Origin of the sequence: Brevundimonas sp., from assembly GCF_041919755.1 — a bacterium.
In the GTDB taxonomy this organism is placed as follows: domain Bacteria; phylum Pseudomonadota; class Alphaproteobacteria; order Caulobacterales; family Caulobacteraceae; genus Brevundimonas.
Map to the genome: position 1 here is coordinate 183187 of NZ_JAYRTD010000002.1, position 25701 is coordinate 208887.

At 66.1% G+C, this 25701-nt stretch carries 23 protein-coding genes; 14 read left to right on the plus strand and 9 right to left on the minus strand.

Annotated elements, in window-relative coordinates; all coding sequences use genetic code 11:
• Positions 1-27: 27 nt before the first annotated feature.
• The 6 genes from ACE3TH_RS03690 to ACE3TH_RS03715 all read right to left on the minus strand — a co-directional run bounded on the left by ACE3TH_RS03690 (position 28) and on the right by ACE3TH_RS03715 (position 5992).
• The gene (locus ACE3TH_RS03690) at positions 28-606 is read right to left on the minus strand and encodes a hemerythrin domain-containing protein (protein WP_374597456.1); all 579 of its coding nucleotides are present in this window, start codon (positions 604-606) and stop codon (positions 28-30) included.
• Complete coding sequence (gene mnmA / locus ACE3TH_RS03695; RefSeq protein WP_374597458.1) at positions 599-1810, minus strand: tRNA 2-thiouridine(34) synthase MnmA; 1212 nt, start codon at positions 1808-1810, stop codon at positions 599-601. Before mnmA ends, ACE3TH_RS03690 begins: the two co-directional genes overlap by 8 nt.
• A 124-nt stretch (positions 1811-1934) precedes the next feature.
• Positions 1935-2225, minus strand: a complete 291-nt coding sequence (locus ACE3TH_RS03700) for a DUF1153 domain-containing protein (protein WP_374597460.1) — start codon at positions 2223-2225, stop codon at positions 1935-1937.
• 161 nt (positions 2226-2386) lie between these two features.
• Positions 2387-3823 (minus strand): flagellar hook protein FlgE, encoded by a 1437-nt coding sequence (gene flgE, locus ACE3TH_RS03705; RefSeq protein ID WP_374597462.1) that lies wholly within the window; start codon positions 3821-3823, stop codon positions 2387-2389.
• Between the two features lie 12 nt (positions 3824-3835).
• Positions 3836-4594: a flagellar hook assembly protein FlgD gene (locus tag ACE3TH_RS03710; protein WP_374597464.1), complete on the minus strand. Its 759-nt coding sequence runs from the start codon at positions 4592-4594 to the stop codon at positions 3836-3838.
• A gap of 3 nt (positions 4595-4597) precedes the next feature.
• Positions 4598-5992, minus strand: a complete 1395-nt coding sequence (locus ACE3TH_RS03715) for a flagellar hook-length control protein FliK (RefSeq protein ID WP_374597466.1) — start codon at positions 5990-5992, stop codon at positions 4598-4600.
• Positions 5993-6387: 395 nt separating this feature from the next.
• Between ACE3TH_RS03715 and flgK the strand changes: the two genes are divergently transcribed.
• The 8 genes from flgK to ACE3TH_RS03755 all read left to right on the plus strand — a co-directional run bounded on the left by flgK (position 6388) and on the right by ACE3TH_RS03755 (position 15778).
• Complete coding sequence (gene flgK, locus ACE3TH_RS03720; protein ID WP_374597468.1) at positions 6388-8499, plus strand: flagellar hook-associated protein FlgK; 2112 nt, start codon at positions 6388-6390, stop codon at positions 8497-8499.
• A complete protein-coding gene (locus tag ACE3TH_RS03725; RefSeq protein WP_374597470.1) occupies positions 8499-9422 on the plus strand; it encodes a flagellin in 924 nt (307 codons plus the stop codon). Before flgK ends, ACE3TH_RS03725 begins: the two co-directional genes overlap by 1 nt.
• 62 nt (positions 9423-9484) lie before the next feature.
• On the plus strand, positions 9485-10726 hold the full coding sequence (locus tag ACE3TH_RS03730; RefSeq protein WP_374597472.1) for a putative DNA modification/repair radical SAM protein: 1242 nt from the start codon (positions 9485-9487) through the stop codon (positions 10724-10726).
• The gene (locus ACE3TH_RS03735; protein ID WP_374597474.1) at positions 10726-12174 is read left to right on the plus strand and encodes a UdgX family uracil-DNA binding protein; all 1449 of its coding nucleotides are present in this window, start codon (positions 10726-10728) and stop codon (positions 12172-12174) included. The genes ACE3TH_RS03730 and ACE3TH_RS03735 overlap by 1 nt, the downstream gene beginning before the upstream one ends.
• A gap of 113 nt (positions 12175-12287) precedes the next feature.
• The gene (locus ACE3TH_RS03740) at positions 12288-13403 is read left to right on the plus strand and encodes an MlaE family ABC transporter permease (protein ID WP_374597476.1); all 1116 of its coding nucleotides are present in this window, start codon (positions 12288-12290) and stop codon (positions 13401-13403) included.
• Positions 13400-14218: an ABC transporter ATP-binding protein gene (locus ACE3TH_RS03745; protein ID WP_374597478.1), complete on the plus strand. Its 819-nt coding sequence runs from the start codon at positions 13400-13402 to the stop codon at positions 14216-14218. Before ACE3TH_RS03740 ends, ACE3TH_RS03745 begins: the two co-directional genes overlap by 4 nt.
• Positions 14219-14231: 13 nt before the next feature.
• Positions 14232-15170 (plus strand): MlaD family protein, encoded by a 939-nt coding sequence (locus ACE3TH_RS03750; RefSeq protein WP_292170889.1) that lies wholly within the window; start codon positions 14232-14234, stop codon positions 15168-15170.
• The gene (locus tag ACE3TH_RS03755; protein WP_374597481.1) at positions 15167-15778 is read left to right on the plus strand and encodes an ABC-type transport auxiliary lipoprotein family protein; all 612 of its coding nucleotides are present in this window, start codon (positions 15167-15169) and stop codon (positions 15776-15778) included. Before ACE3TH_RS03750 ends, ACE3TH_RS03755 begins: the two co-directional genes overlap by 4 nt.
• A 6-nt stretch (positions 15779-15784) precedes the next feature.
• Here ACE3TH_RS03755 and ACE3TH_RS03760 read toward each other — a convergent pair whose 3' ends face one another.
• The 3 genes from ACE3TH_RS03760 to ACE3TH_RS03770 are packed head-to-tail and all read right to left on the minus strand — an operon-like array spanning position 15785 to position 17700.
• Entirely contained in the window at positions 15785-16435 is a 651-nt protein-coding gene (locus tag ACE3TH_RS03760; RefSeq protein WP_374597483.1) for a 3-oxoacid CoA-transferase subunit B, read from the minus strand.
• 10 nt (positions 16436-16445) lie between these two features.
• Positions 16446-16991 (minus strand): RNA 2'-phosphotransferase, encoded by a 546-nt coding sequence (locus ACE3TH_RS03765; protein ID WP_374597485.1) that lies wholly within the window; start codon positions 16989-16991, stop codon positions 16446-16448.
• A 4-nt stretch (positions 16992-16995) separates the two neighbouring features.
• Positions 16996-17700, minus strand: a complete 705-nt coding sequence (locus tag ACE3TH_RS03770) for a CoA transferase subunit A (protein WP_374597487.1) — start codon at positions 17698-17700, stop codon at positions 16996-16998.
• Positions 17701-17897: 197 nt separating this feature from the next.
• On the opposite strand from ACE3TH_RS03770, the gene ACE3TH_RS03775 reads away from it, so the two are divergent.
• The 6 genes from ACE3TH_RS03775 (at position 17898) to ACE3TH_RS03800 (ending at position 25698) form a co-directional block, all read left to right on the plus strand.
• Entirely contained in the window at positions 17898-18812 is a 915-nt protein-coding gene (locus ACE3TH_RS03775) for a DUF459 domain-containing protein (RefSeq protein ID WP_374597489.1), read from the plus strand.
• A gap of 17 nt (positions 18813-18829) precedes the next feature.
• Positions 18830-20230, plus strand: a complete 1401-nt coding sequence (locus ACE3TH_RS03780) for an MBOAT family protein (RefSeq protein ID WP_374597490.1) — start codon at positions 18830-18832, stop codon at positions 20228-20230.
• 13 nt (positions 20231-20243) lie between these two features.
• Positions 20244-20681, plus strand: coding sequence for a hypothetical protein (locus tag ACE3TH_RS03785; RefSeq protein WP_374597492.1), 438 nt, complete (start codon positions 20244-20246; stop codon positions 20679-20681).
• Positions 20682-20761: 80 nt separating this feature from the next.
• Positions 20762-23263 carry a prolyl oligopeptidase family serine peptidase gene (locus ACE3TH_RS03790; protein WP_374597493.1) on the plus strand — a complete coding sequence of 834 codons (2502 nt, stop codon included), beginning with the start codon at positions 20762-20764 and terminating at the stop codon, positions 23261-23263.
• Positions 23264-23368: 105 nt separating this feature from the next.
• Positions 23369-24766, plus strand: coding sequence for a circularly permuted type 2 ATP-grasp protein (locus tag ACE3TH_RS03795; protein WP_374597941.1), 1398 nt, complete (start codon positions 23369-23371; stop codon positions 24764-24766).
• The gene (locus ACE3TH_RS03800; protein ID WP_296164653.1) at positions 24766-25698 is read left to right on the plus strand and encodes an alpha-E domain-containing protein; all 933 of its coding nucleotides are present in this window, start codon (positions 24766-24768) and stop codon (positions 25696-25698) included. The genes ACE3TH_RS03795 and ACE3TH_RS03800 overlap by 1 nt, the downstream gene beginning before the upstream one ends.
• Positions 25699-25701 lie beyond the last annotated feature (3 nt).

The following is a 25701-nucleotide window of genomic DNA, read 5'->3' on the forward strand; positions in this document are numbered from 1 at the left end:
ACGGGCAAAAAGAATTTCGGCGTTCGTTCAGACCGCAGGCGCGCCGCGCAACTGGATCAAGGGGATGATGATGTCCTCCTCGTCGTCCAGATGGCGCAGGAGGGGACGGGCTGCACCCGCGATCCGCTCGCCGAGACGATGGGCCTGGTCGGCGGCGTCAGGGGCCTTGCCAGCCACCGCCTGATGAAAGGCCATGCCGTCACGGAATAGGGCCTCCAGCGTGTCGTGCACGGCGTCATGGTCGCGGTCCAGCAGGTCGATACCTCGGTCGATCCGGGGCTCCATCGCACGCAGGGCCGGAAAGTAGTGGCCGCTCTCGATGCGGTGATGGCCGTCCAGATGCTGCAGGAAGCCTTGCAGGGCGGGGATCAGTTGACGGTGCAGGGCGATCAGGTCGCCGTCTGACCGCCACTGGGTGATCAGATCGTCCATATGTCGCTGATGGCCGCGAAAGCCGTCATGCATCTGAAGCCAGAAGGCCGCGGTCTGGTCCAGTTGGCTGCGTACCCAGCGATCGCGCGGAAAGCCCTCGACCAGATAGCGCATTTCGGACGGCAGGCCCGAGCGAACGCCCAGTGCCCAGGCATCTTCTGCTGGATCAGACAACAGCGATCGTGGTCTTGATGAAGCCGCCGCCCAGCAGGCGGTCGGGGTCGGTCGGGTCATAAAGCGCGCAGGCCTGGCCGGGCGCGACGCCTTCCTCGCCCTGGTCGAAGGTCACGGCCACGATACCGTCCGTCATGGACAGGCGGGCACGCGAGGGCGGGCGGGTCGAGCGGACGCGGGCCAGGACGGGCACGCCGGCCTCGGCGGCATCCTGCATGGTCGTCTGGTCACCTAGCCAGTTGGTTTCGTCCAGCGTCAGGGACGCGGTCAGAAGGGCCTCGCGCGGGCCGACGATGACGTGGCGCCTGGCAGGATCCAGCCGGGTCACGAACAGGGGCTCGCCCACTGCGACGTTCAGACCGCGCCGCTGGCCGATCGTATAGTCGGTGATCCCCGCATGGTTGCCCAGGACGCGGCCGTCCATGTGCACGATCTCGCCTGCCTCGCGCCCCTCGGGCCGCAGCTTGTCGATCAGGGTGCGATAGTCGCCGTTGGGGACGAAGCAGATGTCCTGGCTGTCCGGCTTGGCCGCGATGCGCAGGCCCAGCGCCGCCGCCACGCCACGCACCTGGGGCTTTTCCAGATCGGCCAGGGGGAAGCGGAGGTAGTCCAGCTGATCCCGCGTCGTGGCGAACAGGAAGTAGGACTGGTCGCGGCTGTGATCGACCGCCTTCCTCATCTGGGCGCGGCCGCCCGCGACGGAGCGGCGGACATAATGGCCCGTCGCCATCGCTTCAGCCCCCAGGTCGCGGGCTACGTCCAGAAGGTCGCGGAACTTGACCGTCTGATTGCAGCGGATGCATGGCACGGGCGTCTGACCCGCCAGATAGCTGTCGGCGAACTGGTCGATCACTGCGTCGCGGAACCTGGATTCATAGTCGAGGACATAGTGGGGGATGCCCAGCATCTCGGCGGCCAGGCGGGCGTCGTGAATGTCCTGACCGGCACAACAGGCCCCCTTCTTCTTCAGGGCCGCGCCGTGGTCATAGAGTTGAAGCGTGACACCGACGACGTCGTATCCCGCCTTGTGAAGCAGGGCCGCGACCACGGTGGAGTCCACCCCGCCCGACATGGCCGCCACCACACGCGATCCGACCGGGAGGCCAACCGCGGCGCGCGCGGCCTCGACCGCCGCATCCATGTCGCCTTCAGACGAAACAGGGGCGATGTCGGGGATTGGGCAGAGGTCCTCGGTCAGGGTCATGGCCGCTATCTAGGCCCTGAAGCGCGCGATTTCGAGGCCTGAGCGTGGACACACGTCAGAACGACAACGGCCGCCCCTGTCATCAGGAGCGGCCGCTGGCCGTCGGGGAGAGAGATCGGGCCGATCAGTCGTCGCGACCGTAATGCTGGATGCGGGTCGTGCGCAGGCCCTGCATGCCCCATTTGTCGATGGCCTTCTGCCAGGCCAGGAACTCCTCGGCCGTCAGACGGTAGCGAGCCAACGCATCATCGAGGCTGATCAGACCACCGCGCACGGCGGCGACCACCTCGGCCTTGCGGCGGATGACCCAGCGATCGGTATGCGGCGGCGGCAGGTCGCGCAGCGTAAGCGGCGTACCCGTGGGCCCCACGACATACTGTTCACCCTGGGTATTAAGACGTCGCTCTTGCAACATGGGCTTTTGCCTCATTCACCACCACACTGAGCAGGCAAGGTAGCGCGACCCGACTAAGGGCCGTTTAAGCGTCGTGGTGAAGGGAATCCTAAAATCCCCTCCGCCCACCCGCGTGGTTTTCATCGATCGGTCCATGCGCCGTTCCCCCGCTCAGGCCGCTATCAGCGCTTGATGTTGATCAGTTCGGCCAGCATTTCGTCGGCCGTGGTGATGATCTTGGACGAGGCGGAATAGGCCCGCTGGGTGGTGATCAGGCCGGTGAACTCTGCCGACAGATCGACGGTGGAAGCCTCAAGCTGCGAGGCCCCGATGAAGCCCGCGCCGCCTGTGCCCGCTGTCTTCAGGTTGAAGGTGCCCGAACCGCGGCTGACCCGGTAGGCGTTGCCGTCCTCGACCGTCAGATTGTCGGGGCTGGCGAAGGTGGCGATGGCGACCTGGGCGATACGGCGCGTCACGCTGTTGTCGAAGATGGCGGTGACGAAACCTTCCTTGTCGATCTCGATGCTGGCCAGGTTGCCGAAGGCTGTGCCGTTGGTGTTCACCGACTGGACGGCCGAGGCGCTGCTGTACTGGGTCAGGCCGCCTGCGGAGGCGTTCAGCGCCAGATTGATCGGCTGGGCCGCGATGCCCAGGCCGGTGGCCCACTTCACACCGCCGGGTGCGGCATCGGATGCACCGATGTTCAGAGTGGCGGCGTTCAGGTCAGGGAACAGGGCATTGGCCCCGAGCGCCGCGGTGGCGACGGGATCCAGACGTCCATCCTGGGTAAAGACGATCCGGCCGCTCTTGATCAGGCCATTGGCGCCGCCCTCGATGTCGGATGCGGGCACGGCGTGAATTTCCGCATACCATTCGTTCGGATTGACGCCCTTCAGGAAAGACAGGGCCACTGTGCGCTGGCCGCCCTTGGAGTCCGAGACCGGGATCGACATCGTGAAGTCGGGCTTCACGCCCACACCCGTGTCGGGGTTGTACATGGCCATGGAGTTGGTCGTGGGGTCATAGGCGTCGGCCCCGGGCGGCGTGGCGGCAGCGGCGGTCGCCTCCGCCGAGATGACCTGGCTGGACTGCAGGTTGGCGTTCAGCTGGGCGCGGGTCGTCGCCTCGGCGGCCCCACCGACCGAGCCGATGTTGATCGACTGCAGGCGGTTGATGTCCGACGGGTCGGTCGCGATGTTGCCTTCCGAGTCCACGGGCCAGCCCTGCAGATAGAGACCGGCGGTGTTCTTCAGATAGCCGAAGTCGTCGGGCGTGAACGCCCCGGCGCGGGTGAACAGGCGCGCATCGATCGGCGTCAGGTTCTCGGGCTTTTCGGTCACGACGAAGAAGCCCTGACCGGCGATGCCCAGATCGGTGCTGGAGGTCGTGCGCTGCAGCTGACCGCCTTGCGAGGTGTAGTGGCGGGTGTTGGCGATGACGCCGCCGGCGGAATAGCCGGTGCCGGCGGACTGGCCGTTGATGACGGTCTGGAACTCGCTGGTCGTGCGCTTGTAGCCGACCGTGTTCACGTTCGCGATGTTCTGCGAGATCGAGGCCAGGGCGGCGGCGTTGGCGGACAGGCCGGAAACACCGGCCCACAGGGCGCTATTGAGAGACATGGCTCGGGTCCTTTACGAAAACAGTTTGAGAGGGTTCAGCGCCGAGGCGATGGAGGCCATCAGACCCTCCTCGCTGTCATCGTTCGCTGGCGTGGGGGTGGGCGTGGCCGTCCGGTTTTCTTCCAGAGCGATCACGGTAGAGAGCGGAAGGATCGAGTTGCCGACGGTCAGATAGGCCTCGCCGTTGTACATCTCGACGCCGGTGATCCGGCCACGAGTCAGGACCTGACTGTCGACCGTGCCGCCGGTCGCATTGGTTGCGACGATCTTCAGGGTATAGACGCCGCCTTCGGTGGCATTGACGCCGCTGGTGGTCTTGCCGTCCCAGGTGAAGTCGTGAACGCCTGTGGACTTGTCGGGAGCCGTGCCCTCCCAGACCACCTTGCCCTGGGCATCCAGTACCTGCAGCTTGGCGTCGGTGGCGGTGTTGGCCAGCTCATAGCTCCAGGTTGCCTTGCCGTCAGTCAGCTTGGTCGCGGCCCAGGCGGCGGTCGCATCCTTGCCGATGTAGTTGGCGGCGTTGGCCAGGCTGCCGCCGCCCTGACCCGCGACCAGGGTCTTGAGCAGGTCGTTGGTCAGCAGCTGCTGCTCCACGCCCGCCATCTGGGTCAGCTGCGCCGTGAACTGATTGGAATCGACCGGCGACAGCGGATCCTGGTTCTTCAGCTGGGAGGTCAGCAGCGTCAGGAAGGTCTCGAAGTTCGACGCCAGCATGGTCGAGCCGGAGTTGATCCGGGTCGTGGCGTTAGTGGTGCTGATGGAGTCGACCATCGGTTAAACCTTCAAATCCACGCCCGAGGGCGAGAGGGACAGCGACATCCAGCGGGGCGGCTGGGCCACATCGATTTCGGCATTCAGGCTAGAGGCGGCGGAGAAGGCGCGGTTCTGACGCCGGTGGTCGTTGTGATCGGACGCGCCCCGGTCAAAGGCGCTGGAGCCACTGTCGCGCTCGGCGAACTCGAAGGCGTCGTCGGGAACGTGGAAGCCCGCATCCTGAAGCTGGCGGCGCAGTTCGTCGGCCCGGCCGCGCAGATCGGCGGCGGCGGCCGGGTTATCGAAGGCCATGCGTGCGGCCAGGCGGCCCTCGGCATCGATCTCTAGCTTGACGTCCACGCGTCCCAGGTCGTCGGGCGTCAGAGCCATCTCGAACCGGGTCGACTTGCCATCCAGCTTGCGGATGATCTGAGCGGCGATCTGGGCCGTGGCGTCGATGGTGGCACGAGACAGGGTCGACAGGCTTGCGTCGTGGCTGACGGCCGCCTCGGCATGCGCCTTGGCAGTATCGAGCGAGGCTGTGGCCCCATCAGCCTTCAGGTCGCCGGACGGATCGGCCTGGCCTGTCAGCGCGGCAGACGCAGACGGCAGCGCGGCGGCGTCCGCAGTGGTCTTGCCCGGCGTGGGAGCAGGAGTCGCCGAGGGGGCTGATGCGGTGGTGGTCACAGTCACGCCATCGGCAGACACCTTGGTCTCACTCACGTCGCGGGTGAGCCCGTCATGGGTGCGGCCCGTGCGTTCGGATGCGGGCTTCAACGGAGGCGGTGCGGGCGGCTGGACCTGGGGGACTGGCGGTGTCGTAGCTGCGGTCTTGTCGGCGGCAGCGGGCGGCAGGGTCTGGGCCTCGTCGGTCGTTGCCTCGGCGGCAGCAGCCAGCAGGGCCGCTTCTGCGGCGTCGGCGGCCGTCACGTCTGGCAGGACAACCGGCGCGGTCGATGTCGGAGCTGCTGCCGACGCCGTTGCGACGACGGGCGTGGGCACGACGGGCAAGGGCATGACGGGGGGCTGATCGTTGGTCTTCGCGCCAACGTCAGACGCTGCTGGATCCGTCTCGGCAGCGGGACCGGGCAGGGTCAGGGCGACGTCTGCTGCCTTGGTCACGACAGTCTCGTCCATCGGGGCAGGCGGCAGGGTCTGGATTGTGCCCAGGCCGGTCGGGTCGATAAGGGTGCCCGGTGCGCTGCCGTCCACGGCGACAGTCTTGCCGGCAGGCTTGGTCACGGTGCGCGGCGGCAGAATGGTGGGCTGCGGCGGGACGCTGTCGTCAGTGCCGCCGTCGCCCGCCCCGACATCGGACAGCAGGCCGCCGAAGATCGACGCATCGGCGTCGCCCGCAGCCTGCACAGGCAACGGAGCGGAGGGCGCGATCAGATTGAGGACGGCGGAGGCTGACATGAAACCGTGACGGCTCGCGGTGAAGCGAGAGGACGAGGGCGCCTGCTGCGCCGGACATTCGGCAGCTCCGCCGCAAGTCGCGGGCCAATTGCGTAGTCGAGAGCAAGCTTCTGTATTGAAACAACAAATTCCGAGCTCGGTCGCGGGGGAAGCTTGAGCGGCTGTGATCAAACTTGCCGCGTAGTGACGGTATTTGCCCGGTAGGCGGGGAGATTTGTGTCGCCTGTCCATCTGGCCCGCCGCTTGCGCGCCTGATTAGCCATGACCCAGACGCGAAACACGATCTTGCGTAATATCAGTGACTTGGCTGGCGCGCCCGCGTGCGCGGCCGGGCAAAAAGCGCATGTGGCATGGCAGGCTTTGCCGAGTGCCGTCTGTGACGGAGGGCTGGTCGCATGACCCTGAACGCCATCATGAACACGGCCAGCAGCGGCCTGTCGGCGGCCCAGACGCAGCTGCGCGTGATCTCGGACAACGTCTCCAACGTCAACACGCCCGGCTATGTCCGCAAGATCGCCGATCAGAAGACACTGACGGGCACGGGCATAGGTTCGGGTGTCGAGATCACACGTATCCGCCTGGCGACCGATCAGTTCTTGCAGGCCGCGAGCATGAAGGCGGGGGCCGAGTCCGCCCGCCAGGCCGTGCGCTATGAACTGTACGACCGCATCCAGTCGCTGTTCGGCGATCCTGGAGGCGACAACGGCTTCTTCTCCCAGATCGACAGCCTGTTCTCGGCCTTTGCGGCCAGTGGCGAGAATCCGACGTCCTCGCCCAGCCGTCAGGACGCCCTTTTCAAGACCCAGGCCCTGTTCGACGAGGCCGGACGGATCAGCAAGCAGATCGATGCGGTCCGCCAGGACGCCGACGCCCGCATCCTGAGCGCGGTCGAAAAGGCCAACAGCCTGCTGGAACAGATCGAGGGGCTGAACCTGGAAATCGCCCGTGCATCGGCGACCAAGGGCGATTCCTCCGGTGCCCAGAGCGCCCAGTCGGCCCTGCTGGGCGAACTGTCCAAGCTGATGGATGTGCAGATCACCCAGCGCCCGATCGGCGGGGTGACGGTACGCACCAACGGCGGGGCCATGCTGGCCGGCCAGGGCGTGGGCAGGATCGGCTACACCCCCACCGGCACGGTCACCAGCACCAGCGCCTTCAACGAAATCTATGTCACCGAACCCAGCGGCCAGAAGCGGGCCCTGCTGGACGGTATCACCTCGGGCGAGATCAAGGGCCTGGTCGAACTGCGCGACGTCGATGCGCCCGCCGCCGCCGCCCGGCTGGCCGAACTGGTCAGCCATGTCGCCGACGAGCTGAACCGCGCGCACAATGCCAACACCGCCGTGCCTGCGCCCAACCGCCTGACCGGACGAAATGTCGGCCAGTCGCTGGAGACGGCCCTGGCAGGCTTCACGGGCCAGACGACCATCGCGGTTGTGAACTCTGCCGGGGTCATCCAGAGCCGCGCCGATATCGTCTTCTCGGGCGCGACCATGACGATCAATGGCGTCGCGGCCGATCCGACGACCTTTCTGGCCACGCTGAACAGCCAGCTGGGCGGGGCGACGGCCAGCTTCGTCGACGGCAAGCTGAGCATCCAGGCTCCGGCGGGCAGCGGCATTTCCATCGCCGATCCGGCAGGTGCCGAGTCGAACAAGGCGGGGCGGGGCTTCTCCCACTATTTCGGCTTGAACGATCTGGTCTCGACCGACACCCCGGCCATCTATGATACCGGCCTGACCGCCGCCTCGGCTCACGGCTTCACCGCCGGCGAGACGATGAGCTTCCGTTTCACCGACGAGCGCGGCGCGCGCATCCGTGACATAGAGGTGGCCGTCCCCGCCGGCGGCACCGTCGGCGATCTGATCACGGCCTTGAACGATCCGATCACGGGCATTGGTCGCTATGGCAGCTTTAGCCTGGGGGCCGACGGGGCGCTGAGCTATACTGGCACAGGCAATCCGTCGCCGAGCATGAGCGTGCTGGACGATCGCACGCGGCAGGTGCCGTCCGGCGTCTCGGTCTCGGCCCTGTTCGGGATCGGGGAGGGGACGCGGGCCTCACGTGCCGACAGCTTCACCATCCGCTCCGACATCCGCACCAGCCCGGCCAATCTGGCGCTGGCCCAGCTGAACCTGGGCGCGGCCGCAGGCTCGGCAGCCCTGACCAGTGGCGACGGGCGCGGGGCCCTGCTTCTGGCCGATGCCGGTCAGCGCACCAGCGCCTTTCAGTCGGCGGGCGGGGCGGCGGGCGGGTCCATGTCGGTCTCGCGCTATGCGTCGGAACTGGCCGGGGACATCGGGGGCAAGGCCGCCGCCGCCAAGACCCGGGCCCAGACCGCCGACGCCTTAGCCACCGAAGCCAGCGCCCGGCAGATTTCGCAGGAAGGCGTCAACCTGGACGAGGAACTGGTGCTGATGACCACCTATCAGCAGGCCTTTAACGCCTCGGCCCGCATGATCCAGGCGGCCAAGGACATGTACGACACGTTGCTGGGGATGGTCTGATGACGCGCGTAGCCACATTCGGAAACTATCAGACGGCCCTGCTGAATCTGATGAACACCCAGATCAAGGCCAATGATGCCCAGGAACGGGTCTCGACCCAGAAGAATGCCACCGACCTGGTCGGTTTCGGGCGACAGTCCGAGACCCTGACGGCGCTGAAGGGGTCTGCGGCGCGGTTGCAGGGCTTCCTCGACACCTCGAATTCGGTCGCAGCGCGCTTGACCTCGCAGGATCTGGCGATGAACCGCGTCGGCGAGGGCACACAGGACATCCGCGCGGCCCTCGGCAATGCCATTGCTGCCGACACCAGCGTGGGCCTGATGACGGAGCTGGAGGGTCTGTTCCAGACGGTGCGCGGTGGTCTGAACACCAAGCATCAGGGCAACTATCTGTTCGCTGGCTCGTCGGTGGATGTGGAACCTCTGGCTGCCCAGACCATGTCGGACCTGACGACCGGCCCGCTCGCCGCCCAGTTCCGTAACGACGGCCTCAAAACCGCCAGCCGCGTGGCCGAGGGCACGACGCTGGAGACCGGCGTCCTGGCCAGCGAGCTGGGCACCGGCACCCTGGCCATCCTGCGCGACATTCAGGCGTTTCACGAAGGGCCGCAGGGTCCGCTGACCGGCAAGCTGACTGAGGCGCAGAAGACTTTTCTGACCAGCCAGCTGACCCTGCTGGATCAGGCCGGCAAGGCCGTGACGGAAAAGACCGCCATGACCGGGGCCCAGGCCAATCAGGTCGACAGTCTGATCGCCAGCCACAAGGACCAGATCGCGTCCCTCGACGGTCTGGTCGCGGACCGCACCGATGCCGACATGCTGAAGGCCGTCACCGATCTGCAGCTATCGCAGATCGCTATCCAGGCCTCGGCCCAGGTCATCAGCCAGCTGCGTCAATCGACCCTGCTCAACTATCTGAGCTGACGCGACATTTTGCCAAACGGCTACGCTGGACCTTACGTCGTTATTGGAACATACCATGAACGATGGCGCAGATCGATCTCAAGCGGAAACTGTCGATTCTGGCCGATGCGGCCAAATATGACGCCAGCTGCGCCTCGTCGGGCACCAGCAAGCGCGACTCCATGGGCGGCAAGGGCATCGGCTCGACCGAAGGCATGGGCATTTGCCACGCCTATACGCCGGATGGCCGCTGCGTCTCCCTGCTGAAGATCCTGCTGACCAACTTCTGCATCTACGACTGCGTCTACTGCATCAATCGGGCGTCCTCGAACGTGCAGCGGGCGCGGTTCGATGTGGATGAGGTCGTGTCGCTGACGCTGAACTTCTACAAGCGCAACTATATCGAAGGGCTGTTCCTGTCGTCGGGCATCATCCGCTCGGGCGATTATACGATGGAGCAGTTGGTCCTGGTGGCCAAGACGCTGCGGGTCGACCACGGCTTTCGCGGCTACATCCATCTGAAGCTGATCCCAGAGGCCGATCCCCGCCTGATCGAGGAGGCGGCGCTGTATGCCGACCGGCTATCGGCCAATATCGAACTGCCGCGCGACGAGGCCCTTCATCGGCTGGCCCCTCAGAAGGATGTGGCCGTCATCAAGAAGGCGATGAGCCAGGTACGGCTGGGCGTCGAGGCCGCCAAGCCGTCAAAGAAAGAGCGGATCAAGCCGCCGAAATTTGCGCCCGCCGGTCAGTCGACCCAGCTGATCGTCGGGGCGGACGGGGCTCCGGATACCGAGATCATCGACCGCTCGGCGTCGCTGTATGGCGGCTATGGCCTGCGCCGCGTCTATTATTCCGCCTTTTCGCCCATCCCGGACGCGTCCAGCGTGCTGCCGCTGTCCAAACCGCCGCTGATGCGCGAGCATCGGCTGTATCAGGCCGACTGGCTGATGCGGTTCTATGGCTTTTCCCCGCCCGAGATCGGCGAGGCGACGGTGGACGGCATGCTGGATCTGGCCATCGATCCCAAACTGGCCTGGGCTTTGAACCGGCGCGAGCAGTTTCCGGTCGATGTGAACACGGCCCCGCGCGAGATGCTGCTGCGGGTGCCCGGCCTGGGGGTGAAGTCGGTCAACCGGATCGTTCAGGTCCGGCGCTGGCGCACCCTGCGGCTGGAGGACATCGGGCGGCTGTGCCGGGGCATCGACAAGGTCCGGCCCTTCATCACCGCCCTGGACTGGACGCCGGGCGGCCTGACCGATGCCGCCGATCTGCGTGCGCGCCTGACGCCGGTCGAAAAGCCGGTGCAGTTGAGCCTGTTCTGATGCGCGTCGCGACCCTGGCCAGCGAGATCGATTTCGACGGCTGGCGCAAGGCCGCGCGGGCCTTTCGGCTGGAGGGGGTCGAGCCGTCGCAGGCGCGGTTCGTAGTGGCGGGCAGCGAGGATCAGGGCGGCCTGTTCGATGCCGCTCCGTCCGCGGATGCGACTGTCCTGACTGCGACGTCGGAATTCGCGGTGCCCAAGGCCTTCGTCGATCTGGCGCAGGCCGTGATCCTGCACCGTTCGGCCGACCGGTTCGACCTGCTGTATCGGCTGCTCTGGCGACTGCGGGACGAGCCGGACCTGATGAAGGTGGTCACCGACGTCGATGTCGCCGACGCCTTCGAGCGGGCCAAGAACGTCAGCCGGGCCAGTCACAAGATGAAAGCCTTCGTCCGCTTCCGGGAAGTGCAGGACGATGAAGGCGAGGCCTGGGTCGCCTGGTTCGAACCCGCGCACCGGGTGCTGGAGCGCACCGCCCCCTTCTTCATGCGGCGGTTCACGACCATGCGGTGGTCCATTCTGACGCCGGACGGCTGCGCCTTCTGGGACGGCCAGGCCCTGACGTTCGGCCCGCCCGCCACGCGCGACATGGCCCCGACCGAGGACGAGATCGAGGAGTTCTGGAAGACCTACTATGCCTCGACCTTCAACCCGGCGCGGTTGAAAACCGGGACCATGCAGGGCGAGATGCCCAAGCGGTACTGGAAGAACCTGCCCGAGGCGGCGGTGATCCCGGAACTGATCGCCCAGGCCGCGGTTCGGGAAGACAGAATGGTCGCCGCTCCCGCCTCCACCCCCAATCCGCGTCTGGCCCAGACCTTGTCGCCGATCGTGCGCAAGCGTGAGGTCGCCGAGGATTATGTGCCGACGTCACTGGAGGATTTGAACCGCGCCGTGCAGGGGTGTCGCCGCTGTCCGCTGTGGCGTGATGCGACGCAAGGGGTCTGCGGGGTGGGCACCGCCGCCGCGCCCCTGATGATCGTCGGCGAACAGCCCGGCGATCAGGAGGATCTGGCGGGTCAGCCCTTCGTCGGCCCCGCCGGTCAGGTGCTCGACAGCGCGCTGGACGAGGTCGGCATCGACCGCGATCAGGCCTTCGTCACCAATGCCGTCAAGCATTTCAAGCATGAGCCGCGCGGCAAGCGCCGCCTGCACAAAACGCCTGTGGCGGGCGAAGTCACGGCCTGTCGCTGGTGGCTGGATGCTGAGCGGCGACTGGTCAAACCGCGTCTGATCGTGGCCCTGGGTGCGACGGCGGCGCTGGGTGTGCTGGGCCGCAAGGTCACGATCGGCAAGGAACGGGGTCAGCCGATTGCGCTGGACGACGGCGCGACCCTGATGATCACGGCCCACCCATCCTATCTGCTGCGTATTCCCGATGAGGCGGGGCGGGCAGCAGAGCGGCTGCGGTTCGTCGAGGATCTAGCGCGCGTCCGCGCATCGCTTTGAAACGTATCGTCGAATGTGGCTGAACGAATACGGTTCAGCGGCGTTGTCACACCCGGGCGAGCTTTGCCGTGCAAGACCGTGGTCAAAGTTCCGGGGGCGTTTAAAGAAGCGACATGGCTGCAGCGGACTTCCAGATCGACGACGAAGGCTCGACCCTCACCCTTCGCCTGACTGGCGACTGGACGGCGACGGAACTCGGACGTGTGTCACGCAGGCTGGATGAGGAGATGCGCGACCGCTGCATCGATGCGGTCGATCTCAAGGATCTGGGCCGGTTCGACACCGCGGGCGCACTGGCCATCGTTCAGGCCTCCAACTGCGTCCTGCCCAAATCCGCATGGTCCGAACGCCCCGAAGCGGGCCGTACCTATGCCATGGTCGAGAAGCTGGAGCGCGAAAGCGCCCCGCCGCCGCGACGTCCGCTGCCCGTCGTCCGCTTCTTCGGCAAGATCGGTCTGGGCGTCTATGACGTCTTCAACGAGGCCGTGCTGTCGATGGCCTTCCTCGGCCGCCTGATCGTGGCGGTGGGAACGGCATTCAAACATCCCGGCCGCATTCGCTGGGCGGCCTGGTTCAGTCAGGGCGAGCGCGCCGGGCTGGACGCCATGCCGATCATCGCGGTGACCAACTTCTTCATCGGGGCCGTGATCGCGCTTCTGGGGGCCAATCTGCTGTCGCAGCTGGGAGCCGGTGTGTTCACGGTTCAGCTGGTGGCCGTGTCGGTCCTGCGCGAACTGGCCGTGCTGATCACCGCCATCCTTCTGGCCGGTCGCTCGGCCTCGTCCTTTGCGGCCGAGATCGGCTCCATGCGGATGACGCAGGAGGTGGACGCCATGCAGGTGATGGGCGTCAATCCGTTCCAGGCCCTGGTCATTCCGCGACTGGCGGCTATGGTCATCATGATGCCCCTGCTGACGTTTGTCGGGATCGTGACGGGTCTGTTCGGCGGCCTGCTCGTGACATGGGGCGTGCTCGGATATGGCCCGATCTTTTTTATCCAGCAGATGTCGCAGGACCCGATGATGGGCAATCACCTGCTGGTCGGCATGGTCAAGGCACCCGTGTTTGCCATCGTCGTGGCCGCCATCGGCTGTCGTCAGGGCATGGCGGTGGCCGGCGACGTCGAGAGCCTGGGGCGCCGGGTGACCGCCGCCGTGGTGCAGGCTATCTTTGCCATCATCTTCCTGGATGCCGTCTTCGCCATGATCTTCATGGAGCTGAACCTGTGACGGACACACTGGACAAGACCGAAGCCGCTCCAGCCGGCGACAAGCCCGAGAACCTGATCGAGGTGCGCGGGCTGGTCAGTCAGTTCGGCGATCAGGCCCCCATCCACGAGAACCTGGATCTGGACGTCGTCCGGGGCGAGGTGCTGGGCGTGGTTGGCGGGTCCGGCACCGGCAAGACGGTGTTGCTCAACACCATCATCGGCCTGAAGCAGCCCGAGGCAGGATCGATCAAGATATTCGGTCACGATACGGGCGACATGACCAAGGAGCAGGCCGCCGACATCGAGCGTCGGACGGGAATCCTGTTCCAGCAGGGGGCCCTGTTCTCGTCCCTCAGCGTGCTGGACAACGTCGCCTCGCCGCTGGTGGAACACACCAATCTGTCCAAGGCGGTGATCCGCGAGCTGGCCGAGATGAAGATCGCCATGGTCGGTCTGAAGCCCGAGGTGCATCATCAGAAGCCGGCAGAGCTGTCGGGCGGCATGAAGAAGCGGGTCGGCCTGGCGCGTGCCCTGGCGCTGGATCCGGAACTGGTCTTTCTGGATGAGCCGACGGCCGGTCTGGATCCCATCGGGGCCGCCGCCTTCGACGACCTGATCCGTCAGCTGTCGGACGATCTGGGCCTGACCGTCTTCATGATCACCCACGATCTGGACAGCCTTTACGCCATCACCGACCAGGTGGCCGTCCTGGCCGACAAGCATGTCGTCGCCAAGGCGCCGGTCCGCGAGCTGGAACGTTCGGACCATCCCTGGATCAAGGAATACTTCCTGGGACCGCGCGGACGCGCCGGTTCCGGATCGAAAGCGGCCTGAGGAGAGCCGACCCATGGAAAGAGACGCACACTACGCCGCCGTCGGCATCGCCACCGTCGCCCTTCTGGCGGCGCTGGCGGTCTTCGCCATCTGGCTGGCCCGCCTGCAGTTCAACAACGACTACGACGTCTATGACATCGTCTTCTACGGCCCTGTGCGCGGCCTGTCGGAAGGCGGCGAGGTCCATTTCAACGGCATCCGTGTAGGCGAGGTGACCGATCTGAACCTGGATCCCAACAAGGGCGATCAGGTCATCGCGCGCATCCGCGTGGATGGCACCACGCCCGTGCGGGTCTCCTCGCGCGCCCAGCTGGAACCGCAGGGCATCACCGGCCTGAACTATATCCAGATCACCGCTGGCGACCCGAACAGTGCCATCCTGAAGACCCAGTATCCGGACAATGTCATTCCCGTGATCCAGAGCCAGCCGTCGCCCATCGCCGAACTGCTCAGCGGCTCCGGCACGGTCTTGGCCCAGACGGTGGATGCGTTGAACCGCATCAACCGCGTGCTGTCCGACGACAACGTTCGCAGCTTCTCGACCAGCCTGAAGAACGTCGAATCCCTGACCGCCGAACTGGAAGCGCGCAAGGGCATGTTCGAACAGTTGGAACAGGCCCTGACCAAAGCCAACTCAGCCATTGGCGAATATGAAGCCCTGGGAGCCGAGGCGCGTCGCCTGGTCGAAACCGACGGCCGCTCCGCCGTCGCCAATATCAACAAGGCGGCCGAGGACGCCCAGAAGGCCATCGCCACCATCAATCGGACGGCCGAGGGCGTGGAGGGTCCGCTGACCGACTTCACCGCCACTGGCTTGCCGCAACTGCAACAGTCGATCCAGGGCCTGGAAGACGCCACGCGCTCGCTGGAAGGCCTCGTCGACGAGGTTCGTGCCAGCCCGCGTGACTTCATCGGCCGTGCCCCGACCCGTGAACTGGAGGTTCAACCGTGATCCGTTCTCACCTGCTTCGTCTTGCTGCCGTCGGCGCGACCGCCATTTCCCTGTCGGCCTGCGCCCTGCTGTCCAGCCCTGATCCGGTCCAGACCTACCGCTTCGGCGGCGTGTCGGGTCAGGCGGCGACACTGGTGGCCGATCCAATCCTGGTCTCCATGCGCCGCGCCGAAATGCCGGCGGCATCCGAGGGCGACAAGCTGCTGGGCGTCACGGGCACGGAGACCGCCTATATCGGCGGCGCGCGCTGGATTTCGCCGGCGTCCGACCTGTTTACCGCCAGCCTGGAAAATGCCTTCGCAAGTCAGGCGACGCGCGTGCGCCTGATCGGCCCGCGCGAACTGGCCCGCAGCACCCGCTCGCTGGACATCGACGTACGCTCGTTCGAGACCCGCTATCCGGCTCCGGAAGCTGTGCCGACCGTTGTCGTTTCGGCCCGCGTACGCCTGCTGACCCTGCCCGAGCGGCAGGTGAAGCAAGAGCGCGTCTTCACTGTCGAGCAGCCCGCCGCCGCCAACCGCGTGGGGGCCATCGTCGAGGCCTATGATCTGGCCACGCGCGACCTCAACACCCAGATCGTGGCCTGGACAGAGGCGAACGCGGCCTGACGCCGATCAGGCCAGGCCGGGCGCGATCGTATAGGTCGCCTCGGTCTTGGCCGCGACCTCGTCCAGGCTCACGCCGTCGGCCAGTTCGATCAACTCCAGGCCCGCGCCGTCCGGCTTGACGTCGAATACGGCCAGATCGGTGATGATGCGGCTGACCACGCCCGTGCCGGTCAGGGGCAGGGTGCAGGATTTCAGCACCTTGGACTGGCCGTGCTTGTTGGCGTGATCCATCACGACGACGACGCGCTTCACGCCTGCGACCAGGTCCATGGCCCCGCCCATGCCCTTCACCAGCTTGCCGGGGATCATCCAGTTGGCGATGTCGCCGTTCTCGGCAACCTCCATGGCCCCCAGGATGGACAGGTTGATGTGACCGCCGCGGATCATGGCGAAGCTGTCGGCCGAGCTGAAGTAAGCGCTCTCGGGGATCTCGGTGATCGTCTGCTTGCCAGCGTTGATCAGGTCGGGGTCTTCTTCGCCCGTCCAGGGGAAGGGGCCCATGCCGAGCATGCCGTTCTCGGACTGGAGGGTGACCTCCATGCCGTCGGGAATGTAGTTGGCGACCAGGGTCGGGATGCCGATACCGAGGTTCACATAGAAGCCGTCCTGCAGCTCTTTCGCGGCGCGTTCAGCCAGTTGTTCGCGGGTGCGGGCCATGGGGGTTTCCTCAGTGATCCAGATCTTGGGAAAGGTATTGGGGAGGAACCGCATCAGCCAGCCAGACACCGTTGTCCGCCTGGAAGAAGGGAATGCCGTCCCTGTGCATTTGATCGGCGGCCACGCTCAGCACGACGGGAGAGCCGTGACGCTGACCGACGCGGGCCGCCGTTTCGGTGTCGGCCGAGAGATGGACCTGTTGTCGGCCCATAGGGCGCAAGCCCTCGCTCATGATGGCGTCCATGAAGCGGGCGGCGGTGCCGTGGAAGAGCCGTTCAGGCGGGGTCTTCGCCTGCAGGGCCAGCTCGACCGCGACCGAATGCCCTTGGGCGGCGCGAATGTTCAGACCGTCCGGCGAGAGGGTGAAGCGCTTCTTGTCGCTTTCCGCAACGATCGCCGTCAGTTCGTCCCGTGACATCGGCTGCCCGAGGCCTTCGAGGCCGGCCAGAAGGGCCTTCACCTCGACCCAGCCGCCGTCGTCGAGCGTCAGACCGGCCTTGGCCGGATCGTGCCGCAGGATCAGGCTCAGCAACTTGCTTCGCTGAACGTCGCCCATCGGTTCAGGCGTCGGCGCGCTGACGAAGGGTGCGCTGTTCGATGCGCTTTTCGAAGCTGCCCTTGAACAGGCGATCGACGTAGACGCCCGGCGTATGGATGTGGTCGGGGTCCAGCGATCCTACGGGCACGATTTCCTCGACCTCGACCAGGGTAACCTTGCCGGCCGTGGCCATCATCGGATTGAAGTTGCGGGCGGTCTTGCGGAACACCAGATTGCCGCGCTCGTCGGCCTTCCACGCCTTGACGATGGACAGGTCGGCGACCAGGCCGGTTTCCATGACATAGTCGCGACCGTTGAAGTGGCGCACCTCCTTGCCTTCGGCCACCAGCGTGCCCACGCCGGTGGCGGTGAAGAAGGCGGGTATGCCCGCGCCGCCCGCGCGAATGCGCTCGGCGAGTGTTCCTTGCGGGTTGAACTCCAGCTCCAGCTCACCGGCCAGATACTGGCGTTCGAACTCCTTGTTTTCCCCGACATAGGAGCTGATCATCTTGGCGATCTGGCGGGTTTCCAGCAGCTGACCCAGGCCGAAGCCGTCGACGCCGGCATTGTTGGAGATGACCGTCAGACCCTTGACGCCGCTGTCGCGCAGGCCCGCGATCAGGTTCTCGGGGATGCCGCACAGGCCGAACCCGCCGGACATGACGGTCATGCCGTCGAACGTTAGCCCGTCGAGCGCCGCCCGCGCATCGGAGACAATCTTCCGCATCGCTTCCTCTTTTCATCTTTTGATGAATATCTGGTCTTCAGTCGTCTCTAGCTTTCCCCGCACGGGGGGGCAAGCGCAAGGCGGTCTGCGCGATGAACACACGCAGGCTGACATCTTCCGTCAGATGCAGGGGCTGGAGAGACTCGCGAAAATGGATAAAAGTCGCTGCGACATTCTGGCTTCCGGGAACCGTGAGTATGAGCGTTCGCAAGGTCATCAATGCCTTGACCCTGATCTTCGTGATCGGCGTCGTGGCGGGTCTGGCCCTGACCCCGGACGGGCGGCAATGGCTGCGTCATCCGACGCTGATGCTGGGCAAGGATCAGGCGGCGCAGGCCTCGGCAGCCCCTGAGGCAACGGCTCCCGCACCGGGCGCCGAAACCGTCCGCCCAGCCTTGCCGACGGCGGCGGTCGATGCCCGTACCGTCACGCCTCTGTCCCAGCGTCTGGCCCAAGGCTCGCTGAAGATCGGGGTGTTCGGCGACTCCATGGCGTCGGACCTCTACACTGGTCTGTATCGCGACATGCAGGCCTATCCGAACGTGACGGTCAGCAAGTTCACCCAGCCCGCGACCGGCCTGGCCCGCTACGATTTTGTGGACATCCAGGCCAAGACGCAGGGGCAGCTGGCCAATGCCGATCTGGACGTCGCGATCATCGCCTTCGGCACCAATGACGGGCAGGGGATGGAGATCGACGGCACCGTCCATCCCTTCGGCAGCGACGGCTGGAAGGCCATCTATGGCAAGCGGGTCGATGATCTGATCGCCCTGCTGAAAAGCCGCGACATCGCCGTCTACTGGGTCGGCAATCCTCGCATGCGCAGCGACGCCTTCAACGCCAAGATGCAGGTCATCAACGACCTGGTTCGCAGCCGCCTGCGGGCTGCCAACGCGACCTTCATCGACATGGTGCCCCTGACCGCCGACGCCCAAGGGGGCTACGAGGCCTATGGTCAGGATTCCAACGGTCGCCGCGTACTGATGCGCAAGGATGACGGCATGCATCTGTCGTTGGCCGGGGTGATGCATGTCAGCGGCAGCATCGTCGATCGACTGGTGCGCGACGCGGGCCTGACCCGGCCGCAACCCACCGCCCAGCCTGCCGCCTGATCGCAGGGACTGACTGAATGCTGTTCCCGACCCTGGCCTTCGCGGTCTTCTTCCTGATCGTCTATTTTGCGACCTGGGCGCTGGGGGCGGAGAACCGGTCGCGCAAGATCTTCCTGCTGCTGGCCAGCTGGTTCTTCTATGCCCAGTGGGACGAAAGGTTCGTCGCCCTGCTGATCCTGTCGGCGGTGCTTAACTGGGGCATTGCGGCGATGATCGCGCGGCGGCCCCGAGACCGGCGCAAAGGACTGCTGGTCCTCGGCGTCACCGCCAATCTGCTGATCCTGGGAACGTTCAAATACTACGGCTTCTTTGTGGAGCAGTTCGCCAACCTGCTGGCCCCGCTGGGCTGGGGGCGCGACATTCAGATCCTGCAGATTTTGCTGCCGGTGGGGATCAGCTTCTTCACCTTCCAGGGCATCAGCTATGTCGTGGACGTGCATCGCGGCACGACCCCGCCGGCCAAGAGCCTGTTGGACGTCATGCTGTTGATGAGCTTTTTCCCGCATCTGGTGGCCGGGCCGATCGTGCGGGCTTCGGACCTGCTGCCCCAGTTCGACAAGGCCCCGCGCCTGACGCGCGAAGCCGCCACCTGGGGTCTGCTGCTGATCGTCTGGGGCCTGTTCAAGAAGTCGATCATCGCCACCGAGATTTCGGTCAATCTGGTCGATCCCGTCTTCTTCGATCCTTCGGCCTACAGCAGCGTCGACATCGCCTTTGCCGTCTATGGCTATGCGGTTCAGATCTACTGCGACTTCTCGGCCTATTCGGACATGGCGATCGGGATCGCGGCCCTGCTGGGCTATTCCTTCCCGCGCAACTTCGACCAGCCGTATCGCGCCTCGTCGATGCAGGACTTCTGGCGGCGTTGGCACATCAGCCTGTCCAGCTGGCTGCGCGACTATCTCTATATCCCGCTGGGGGGCGGCAAGAAGGGGCTGTGGGCCAGCTGCCGCAACGTCTTTATCACCATGCTGCTGGGCGGCCTGTGGCACGGCGCGGCCTGGACGTTCTTGGCCTGGGGCGCGCTGCACGGCTTCGTCCAGGTGGTCGAGCGACTGGGTCGTGCCGCCTTCGGCAACCGCAAGGTCATGCCGACGGTCCTCGGCGTCATCGTTACCTTCCACATCGTCTGCTTGGGCTGGATACTCTTCCGGGCAGAGAGCTTCGGTATGGCTGTGGCCATGCTGCAGGGTCTGGCCCGACCCGGTCCGGTCTTGGCGCTGACGCCGCTGCTGCTGGTGCTGGTCGTCGGCGGCCTGGCCATGCACTGGCTGCCGCCGCGCGCCATCGAAGGGGTGGCGATGCGGCTCAAGGAGGCTCCGGCGCTCACGTTTGGCCTGCTGCTGTCCGCCGCCTTCCTGATCCTGGAGGCGGCCCGTCCCGACGGCGTCGCCCCCTTCATCTATTTCCAGTTTTGAGGCGGGAGGCGTCATGACTCACGAACCCGATCGCACACCGACCCCCACCCGGCCCGATCCCGTCAGCGACTGGATCCCGGGGGCCGACGCCCACGACCTGCGCACCTTCCGCGGGCGGCTGCGCGCCTTCGGTCGGAGCCTTTATCCGGTCGAGCCGCCGCTAGATGCCGAGGCGACGGCGGCCGCCGACCGGCGCTGGACCGATGTGGTCATTCTCGTCGTCGCGGTCTTCATGCTGACCTTCAATGCGGTCTCACCGCTGAACTGGTCGCGCGAACAGCCGCCGGGCTGGTGGTCGGTCACAGTCGGGCGGGTGTCCGAGGTCTGGATCGATCAACTGGCGCAGGTCGGCACCGACATGCCGCGTCAGGGCATGCGCGACATATGGCACAGCTGGCAGGATGCCCGCTTCCCCGGCCAGGAACCGGCCGAGCCGCGCCCGCCGCAATGATCGTGACTTGACCCCTGACGCAGCGGCACCCTAGCGTGCCGCGCCCGCCGGGCCGGCGGATGTCATGGGACTGTTCTGAAATGCGTCATCGTCTGCTTGGCCGGGCTCTGCCCGCGTTCGTTCTTCTGGCCGCACTCGCCGGTCCTGTCATGGCTCAGGAGGCTCAGAACGGGGTCACCTACCAGCAGCCGCCGGCCCCCATCGCCCAGATCCTGGACACCAAGCCGACGCCGACCCCGTCGCTCAGCCCCGACGATCAGACCCTGGCCCTGTTCGACCGGTCCAACCTGCCGTCTATCGCCGAGCTGGCCGAGCCTATGCTGCGGCTGGGCGGCTACCGCATCAATCCGCGCAACAACGGCCCGGCCAACAGCCGCATCAGCTGGCTGACGGGCATGAGCTTCCAGCAGGTCGAGGGCGGGTCCATACGTCCCGTCAGCCTGCCCGCCAATGCACGCTTCACCTCGCCCAGCTGGTCGCCGGACGGCAAGTCGGTGGCCTTCCTGATGGATGCGCCGCAAGGGATGGAGCTGTGGGTCGCCGACGTCGCTGCCGCGACGGCGCGAAAGGTGGCCGATGGCTATGTCAATGCCGCCGCCGGTGCGGGTTTCGACTGGTTGCCCGACAACTCCGGTCTGGTGGTCCGCATGGTGCCTGCGGGGCGCGGCGCGGCCCCGGACACCACCCGTCCGCCGGCCGGCCCGACAATCTCGGAGACCGGCGGCCGTGCGGCCCCGACGCGAACCTATCAGGACCTGTTGTCCGATGCGGGCGACGAGGCCCTGTTCGACCATTACTTTACCTCTCAGCTCGCGGTGGTGTCGCTGGCCGGGACGGTCCGCCCGATCGGCCAGCCCGGCGTGATCCTGGGGGCGTCCGTGTCGCCCGACGGGGCGCATGTGCTGCAAACGCGCGTCAAGAAGCCCTACAGCTATGTGGTGCCCGCCAGCCTGTTCCCGTCCGAGGTGACGGTCACCGACCTGCAGGGTCGGGTCGTGCATCAGGTCGCCGACCTCCCTCTGCGTGACAACATCCCCACCCCGTTCGATTCCGTCGCGCCCGGCCCGCGCTCGGTCCAATGGCGTGCCGATGCCCCCGCCACCCTGGTCTGGGCCGAGGCCCAGGACGGCGGCGATTCCCGCAGCGCCTCCGAGGTCCGCGATCGCGTCCTGATGCTGGCCGCGCCGTTCAGTGGCCAGCCGGTCAAGCTGATCGATCTGGACGAACGCTATGGCGGGGTCGACTGGGGTCGCGACGATCTGGCCATCGTCGGGAGCCGCTGGTTCAATACGCGCAACGAAACCCGCTATGTGGTCGATCCATCGAACCCGGGCCAGGGTCGCGTCCTTCTGGAGCGCAACTATCAGGATCGCTACAACGATCCCGGCTCACCGGTGTCCCAGCCGACGGGCAATGGCTTCAATGTCATGCGCTTCACCCCCGACGGATCACGCGTGCTGATGACCGGCGCGGGGGCCACGCGGCAGGGGGAATATCCCTTCCTGGCCGCGATGGACCTGAACACCGGCCAGTCCGAGCGTATCTGGACCTCGGCTCCGGGAGCCTATGAGAGCCTGGTAGGCATCCTGGACGACGAGGGTCGCCGCCTGGTCACGCGCCGCGAGACCAAGGACATGCCGGGCAACCTCTATATCCGCAGCCTGGACGACGATCAGGCGGCGGCCCCGACCACGGCCCTGACCGCCTTCCCCGATCCCGCGCCGCAACTGGCCGGGGTGTCACGCGAGCTGATCACCTATACCCGCGCCGACGGAGTCCAGCTGTCCGGCACCCTGTATCTGCCGGCCGGCTACGACAAGGAGCGCGACGGCCCGCTGCCACTGGTCATGTGGGCCTATCCAGCCGAGTTCACCGACGCCGCCGTCGCCGGTCAGGTGGTCGATACCGACAACCGCTTCGTGCGTCCCGGCGGGTCCAGCCACCTGTTCCTGCTGACCCAGGGCTATGCCGTGCTGGATAATCCGACCATGCCCATCATCGGCGTGAACGGGGCCGAGCCCAACGACACCTATATCGAACAGCTGAGCGCCTCGGCCGAGGCCGCCGTCAAGGCGGTGGTGGATCGCGGCGTGGCCGATCCCGACAGGATCGCCGTGGGTGGCCATTCCTACGGGGCGTTCATGACGGCCAACCTGCTGGCGCACACCGACCTGTTTCGCACCGGCATCGCGCGTTCGGGGGCCTATAACCGCACCCTGACGCCCTTCGGCTTCCAGGCCGAACAGCGCACCTATTGGGAGGCGACCGAGACCTATCAGGAGATGTCGCCCTTCACCTTCGCCAACCGGGTCAATGAGCCGATCCTGCTGATCCACGGCGAGGCGGATGACAACTCCGGCACCTTCCCGATCCAGTCGGAGCGCTTCTATGCCGCGTTGAAGGGGCAGGGGGCCACGGTCCGCTACGTCGTCCTGCCGCTGGAGGCCCACGGCTATCGTGCGCGCGAATCCGTCGGCCACACCCTGTGGGAAACGGTTCGCTGGCTGGATCAGTACGTCAAGAATGCAGGCCCGCGTCAGGTCGCGGCCGCACCGGCGACGGCGGCGTTAGGCACTCCCTGATTTCGTCGTCGCCGCGGTGCAACAATCTTGTTGCAACGCTGTTGTGTCTCGGTCCACCCTGACCGGACGCATCAGCCTGCAGGAGCCGCATTGGCGTTCGACGAAATGTCCGGAATGGGCGGCGAGGTCCGCGACAGCTATCGCGGCCTTGCCCGGTGGCTGGCGGACGCGCCGGAGGGGCTGTTGCAGGCTCGTTCGCGCCAGGCCGAGCTGTTCTTTCGCCGCATGGGCATCACCTTCGCCGTGTATGGCGAGGCCGAGAGCAGCGAACGACTGATCCCCTTCGACGTCGTGCCTCGCATCATCGGCGCGTCCGAATGGGCCGGGCTGGAGGCGGGTCTGGTCCAGCGGGTCAATGTCATCAACGCCTTCCTGTCCGACATCTATGGCAAGCAGGAGTGTCTGAAGGCCGGGATCATTCCCGCCGAGCTGGTACTGACCAATCCCTACTATGTACCGCAGATGCAGGGCCGCCGTCCGCCGCGCGACATCTGGGTCCAGATCGCGGGCGTCGACCTGGTCCGCACCGGCGAGGACGGCTTCTATGTGCTGGAGGACAACTGCCGCACGCCGTCGGGCGTCTCCTACATGCTGGAAAACCGCGAGATGATGATGCGGTTGTTCCCCGACCTGTTCGCCGACTATCCGGTGCGTCCGGTCGAGACCTATGCCGACATGCTGCTGGCCAGCTTGCGCGGCTGCGCGCCGCTAGGGGCGGGGTCCGATCCGACGATCGTGCTTCTGACGCCGGGGCCCTACAACTCGGCCTATTACGAACACTCCTTCCTGGCCGACAAGCTGGGTGTGGAACTGGTCGAGGGCAGCGATCTGTTCGTCGATGACGACCACGTCTTCATGCGCACCACCCAGGGCCGTCAGCGGGTGGACGTCATCTATCGCCGCCTCGACGACGACTTCCTCGATCCTCTCATGTTCCGCCCGGATTCAGCCCTGGGCGTGCCGGGTCTTATGACGGCCTATCAGGCGGGCAATGTGGCGCTGGCCAATGCGGTCGGCACTGGCGTGGCTGATGACAAGGCCGTCTATACCTATATGCCCGAACTGGTCCGCTTCTATACGGGCGAGGAGCCGATCCTGAAGAATGTGCCGACCTGGCGTTGCCGCGAGCCGGAGGCGCTGAAGGAGGTGCTGTCCAACCTCGATCAGCTGGTGGTCAAGGAGGTCGGCGGGTCCGGCGGCTATGGCATGCTGGTCGGCCCGGCCTCGACCAAGGCCGAGGTCGAGGCGTTCCGCAAGAAGCTGATCAACGACCCCGACGACTTCATTGCCCAGCCGACCCTGGCACTGTCCACGGCACCGACACTCGACAAGGGCGAACTGTCCAGCCGCCACGTGGATCTGCGCCCCTTCGTCCTGTCCAGCCCGGACGGCGTGAAGGTCGCGCCCGGCGGCCTGACCCGCGTCGCGCTGAAGGCCGGGTCGCTGGTGGTCAACTCCAGCCAGGGCGGCGGAACCAAGGATACCTGGGTCCTGGACGTCTGATGCTGAGCCGTACCGCAGACAGCCTGTACTGGACTGGCCGCTATATCGAGCGGGCGGATTTTCTCGCGCGCATTCTCGAGGCGACGCTGCGCCTCGCCGCCATTCCCACGCGCGGGGACGGCGACGCCGAAACCGTCTGGGCCAGCGCGCTGGCCTCGGCCGGAGCGCCCAAGGCCTTGGGCCGTTCGCCGACCGAAAAGTCGGTGCGCGAGTTCCTGGCCTTTTCGACGCTGAACTCCTCGTCCATCACCTCCTGCATCACGCGTGCCCGGACCAATGCGCGCTCGGTCCGTACGGCCCTGACGGTCGAGCTGTGGGAGGCGATCAACGGGGCCTGGAACGGTCTGGCCGAGCAGGGCCAGCCCACGCGACGCGACGACTTCGTGCATTTCCTGGAGTGGGTAAAGACCGTCACCCTGTCGGTCGAGGGCGCGACCAGTCGCACCATGCTGCGCGGCGACGCCTACTACTTCCTGCGTCTGGGCGCGGCGATCGAGCGGGCCGACAACACCGCCCGGTTGCTGGACGTCAAATACCATCTGCTGCTGCCCGAGGGCGAACGGGTCGGCGGCCAGCTGGACTATTTCCAGTGGACCACCCTGCTGCGCGAGGTGTCGGCGCTTACGGCCTATCGCTGGGTTTACCGTGACTCGGTCAAGCCCTGGCTGGTCGCCGACCTGCTGGTGCTGAACCGCCAGATGCCGAGGTCGCTGGCAAGCTGTCAGGCGTCGATCGTGCGCTATCTGGAGCGGCTGGCGTCCGACTATGGCCGCCGTGGCCCGGCCCAGCGGCTGGCGCAGGAGCGGATGCGCGCCTTCGACGGGGCCAATATCGACGCCATCTTCCAGTCCGGCTTGCACGAATACATCCAGTCGTTCCTGTACGAGAACGGCCGACTGGGTCAGGCCATCACCGACCAGTATCTGAGCTGATCC

Excerpts from the sequence above, each read along its gene's own strand:
- mnmA (WP_374597458.1), bottom strand. The coding sequence starts at position 1,810 with ATGACCCTGACCGAGGACCTCTGCCCAATCCCCGACATCGCCCCTGTT.
- ACE3TH_RS03700 (WP_374597460.1), bottom strand. The coding sequence starts at position 2,225 with ATGTTGCAAGAGCGACGTCTTAATACCCAGGGTGAACAGTATGTCGTG.
- flgE (WP_374597462.1), bottom strand. The coding sequence starts at position 3,823 with ATGTCTCTCAATAGCGCCCTGTGGGCCGGTGTTTCCGGCCTGTCCGCC.
- ACE3TH_RS03710 (WP_374597464.1), bottom strand. The coding sequence starts at position 4,594 with ATGGTCGACTCCATCAGCACCACTAACGCCACGACCCGGATCAACTCC.
- ACE3TH_RS03715 (WP_374597466.1), bottom strand. The coding sequence starts at position 5,992 with ATGTCAGCCTCCGCCGTCCTCAATCTGATCGCGCCCTCCGCTCCGTTG.
- flgK (WP_374597468.1), top strand. The coding sequence starts at position 6,388 with ATGACCCTGAACGCCATCATGAACACGGCCAGCAGCGGCCTGTCGGCG.
- ACE3TH_RS03725 (WP_374597470.1), top strand. The coding sequence starts at position 8,499 with ATGACGCGCGTAGCCACATTCGGAAACTATCAGACGGCCCTGCTGAAT.
- ACE3TH_RS03730 (WP_374597472.1), top strand. The coding sequence starts at position 9,485 with ATGGCGCAGATCGATCTCAAGCGGAAACTGTCGATTCTGGCCGATGCG.
- ACE3TH_RS03735 (WP_374597474.1), top strand. The coding sequence starts at position 10,726 with ATGCGCGTCGCGACCCTGGCCAGCGAGATCGATTTCGACGGCTGGCGC.
- ACE3TH_RS03740 (WP_374597476.1), top strand. The coding sequence starts at position 12,288 with ATGGCTGCAGCGGACTTCCAGATCGACGACGAAGGCTCGACCCTCACC.
- ACE3TH_RS03750 (WP_292170889.1), top strand. The coding sequence starts at position 14,232 with ATGGAAAGAGACGCACACTACGCCGCCGTCGGCATCGCCACCGTCGCC.
- ACE3TH_RS03760 (WP_374597483.1), bottom strand. The coding sequence starts at position 16,435 with ATGGCCCGCACCCGCGAACAACTGGCTGAACGCGCCGCGAAAGAGCTG.
- ACE3TH_RS03765 (WP_374597485.1), bottom strand. The coding sequence starts at position 16,991 with ATGGGCGACGTTCAGCGAAGCAAGTTGCTGAGCCTGATCCTGCGGCAC.
- ACE3TH_RS03770 (WP_374597487.1), bottom strand. The coding sequence starts at position 17,700 with ATGCGGAAGATTGTCTCCGATGCGCGGGCGGCGCTCGACGGGCTAACG.
- ACE3TH_RS03775 (WP_374597489.1), top strand. The coding sequence starts at position 17,898 with ATGAGCGTTCGCAAGGTCATCAATGCCTTGACCCTGATCTTCGTGATC.
- ACE3TH_RS03780 (WP_374597490.1), top strand. The coding sequence starts at position 18,830 with ATGCTGTTCCCGACCCTGGCCTTCGCGGTCTTCTTCCTGATCGTCTAT.
- ACE3TH_RS03785 (WP_374597492.1), top strand. The coding sequence starts at position 20,244 with ATGACTCACGAACCCGATCGCACACCGACCCCCACCCGGCCCGATCCC.
- ACE3TH_RS03790 (WP_374597493.1), top strand. The coding sequence starts at position 20,762 with ATGCGTCATCGTCTGCTTGGCCGGGCTCTGCCCGCGTTCGTTCTTCTG.
- ACE3TH_RS03795 (WP_374597941.1), top strand. The coding sequence starts at position 23,369 with ATGTCCGGAATGGGCGGCGAGGTCCGCGACAGCTATCGCGGCCTTGCC.
- ACE3TH_RS03800 (WP_296164653.1), top strand. The coding sequence starts at position 24,766 with ATGCTGAGCCGTACCGCAGACAGCCTGTACTGGACTGGCCGCTATATC.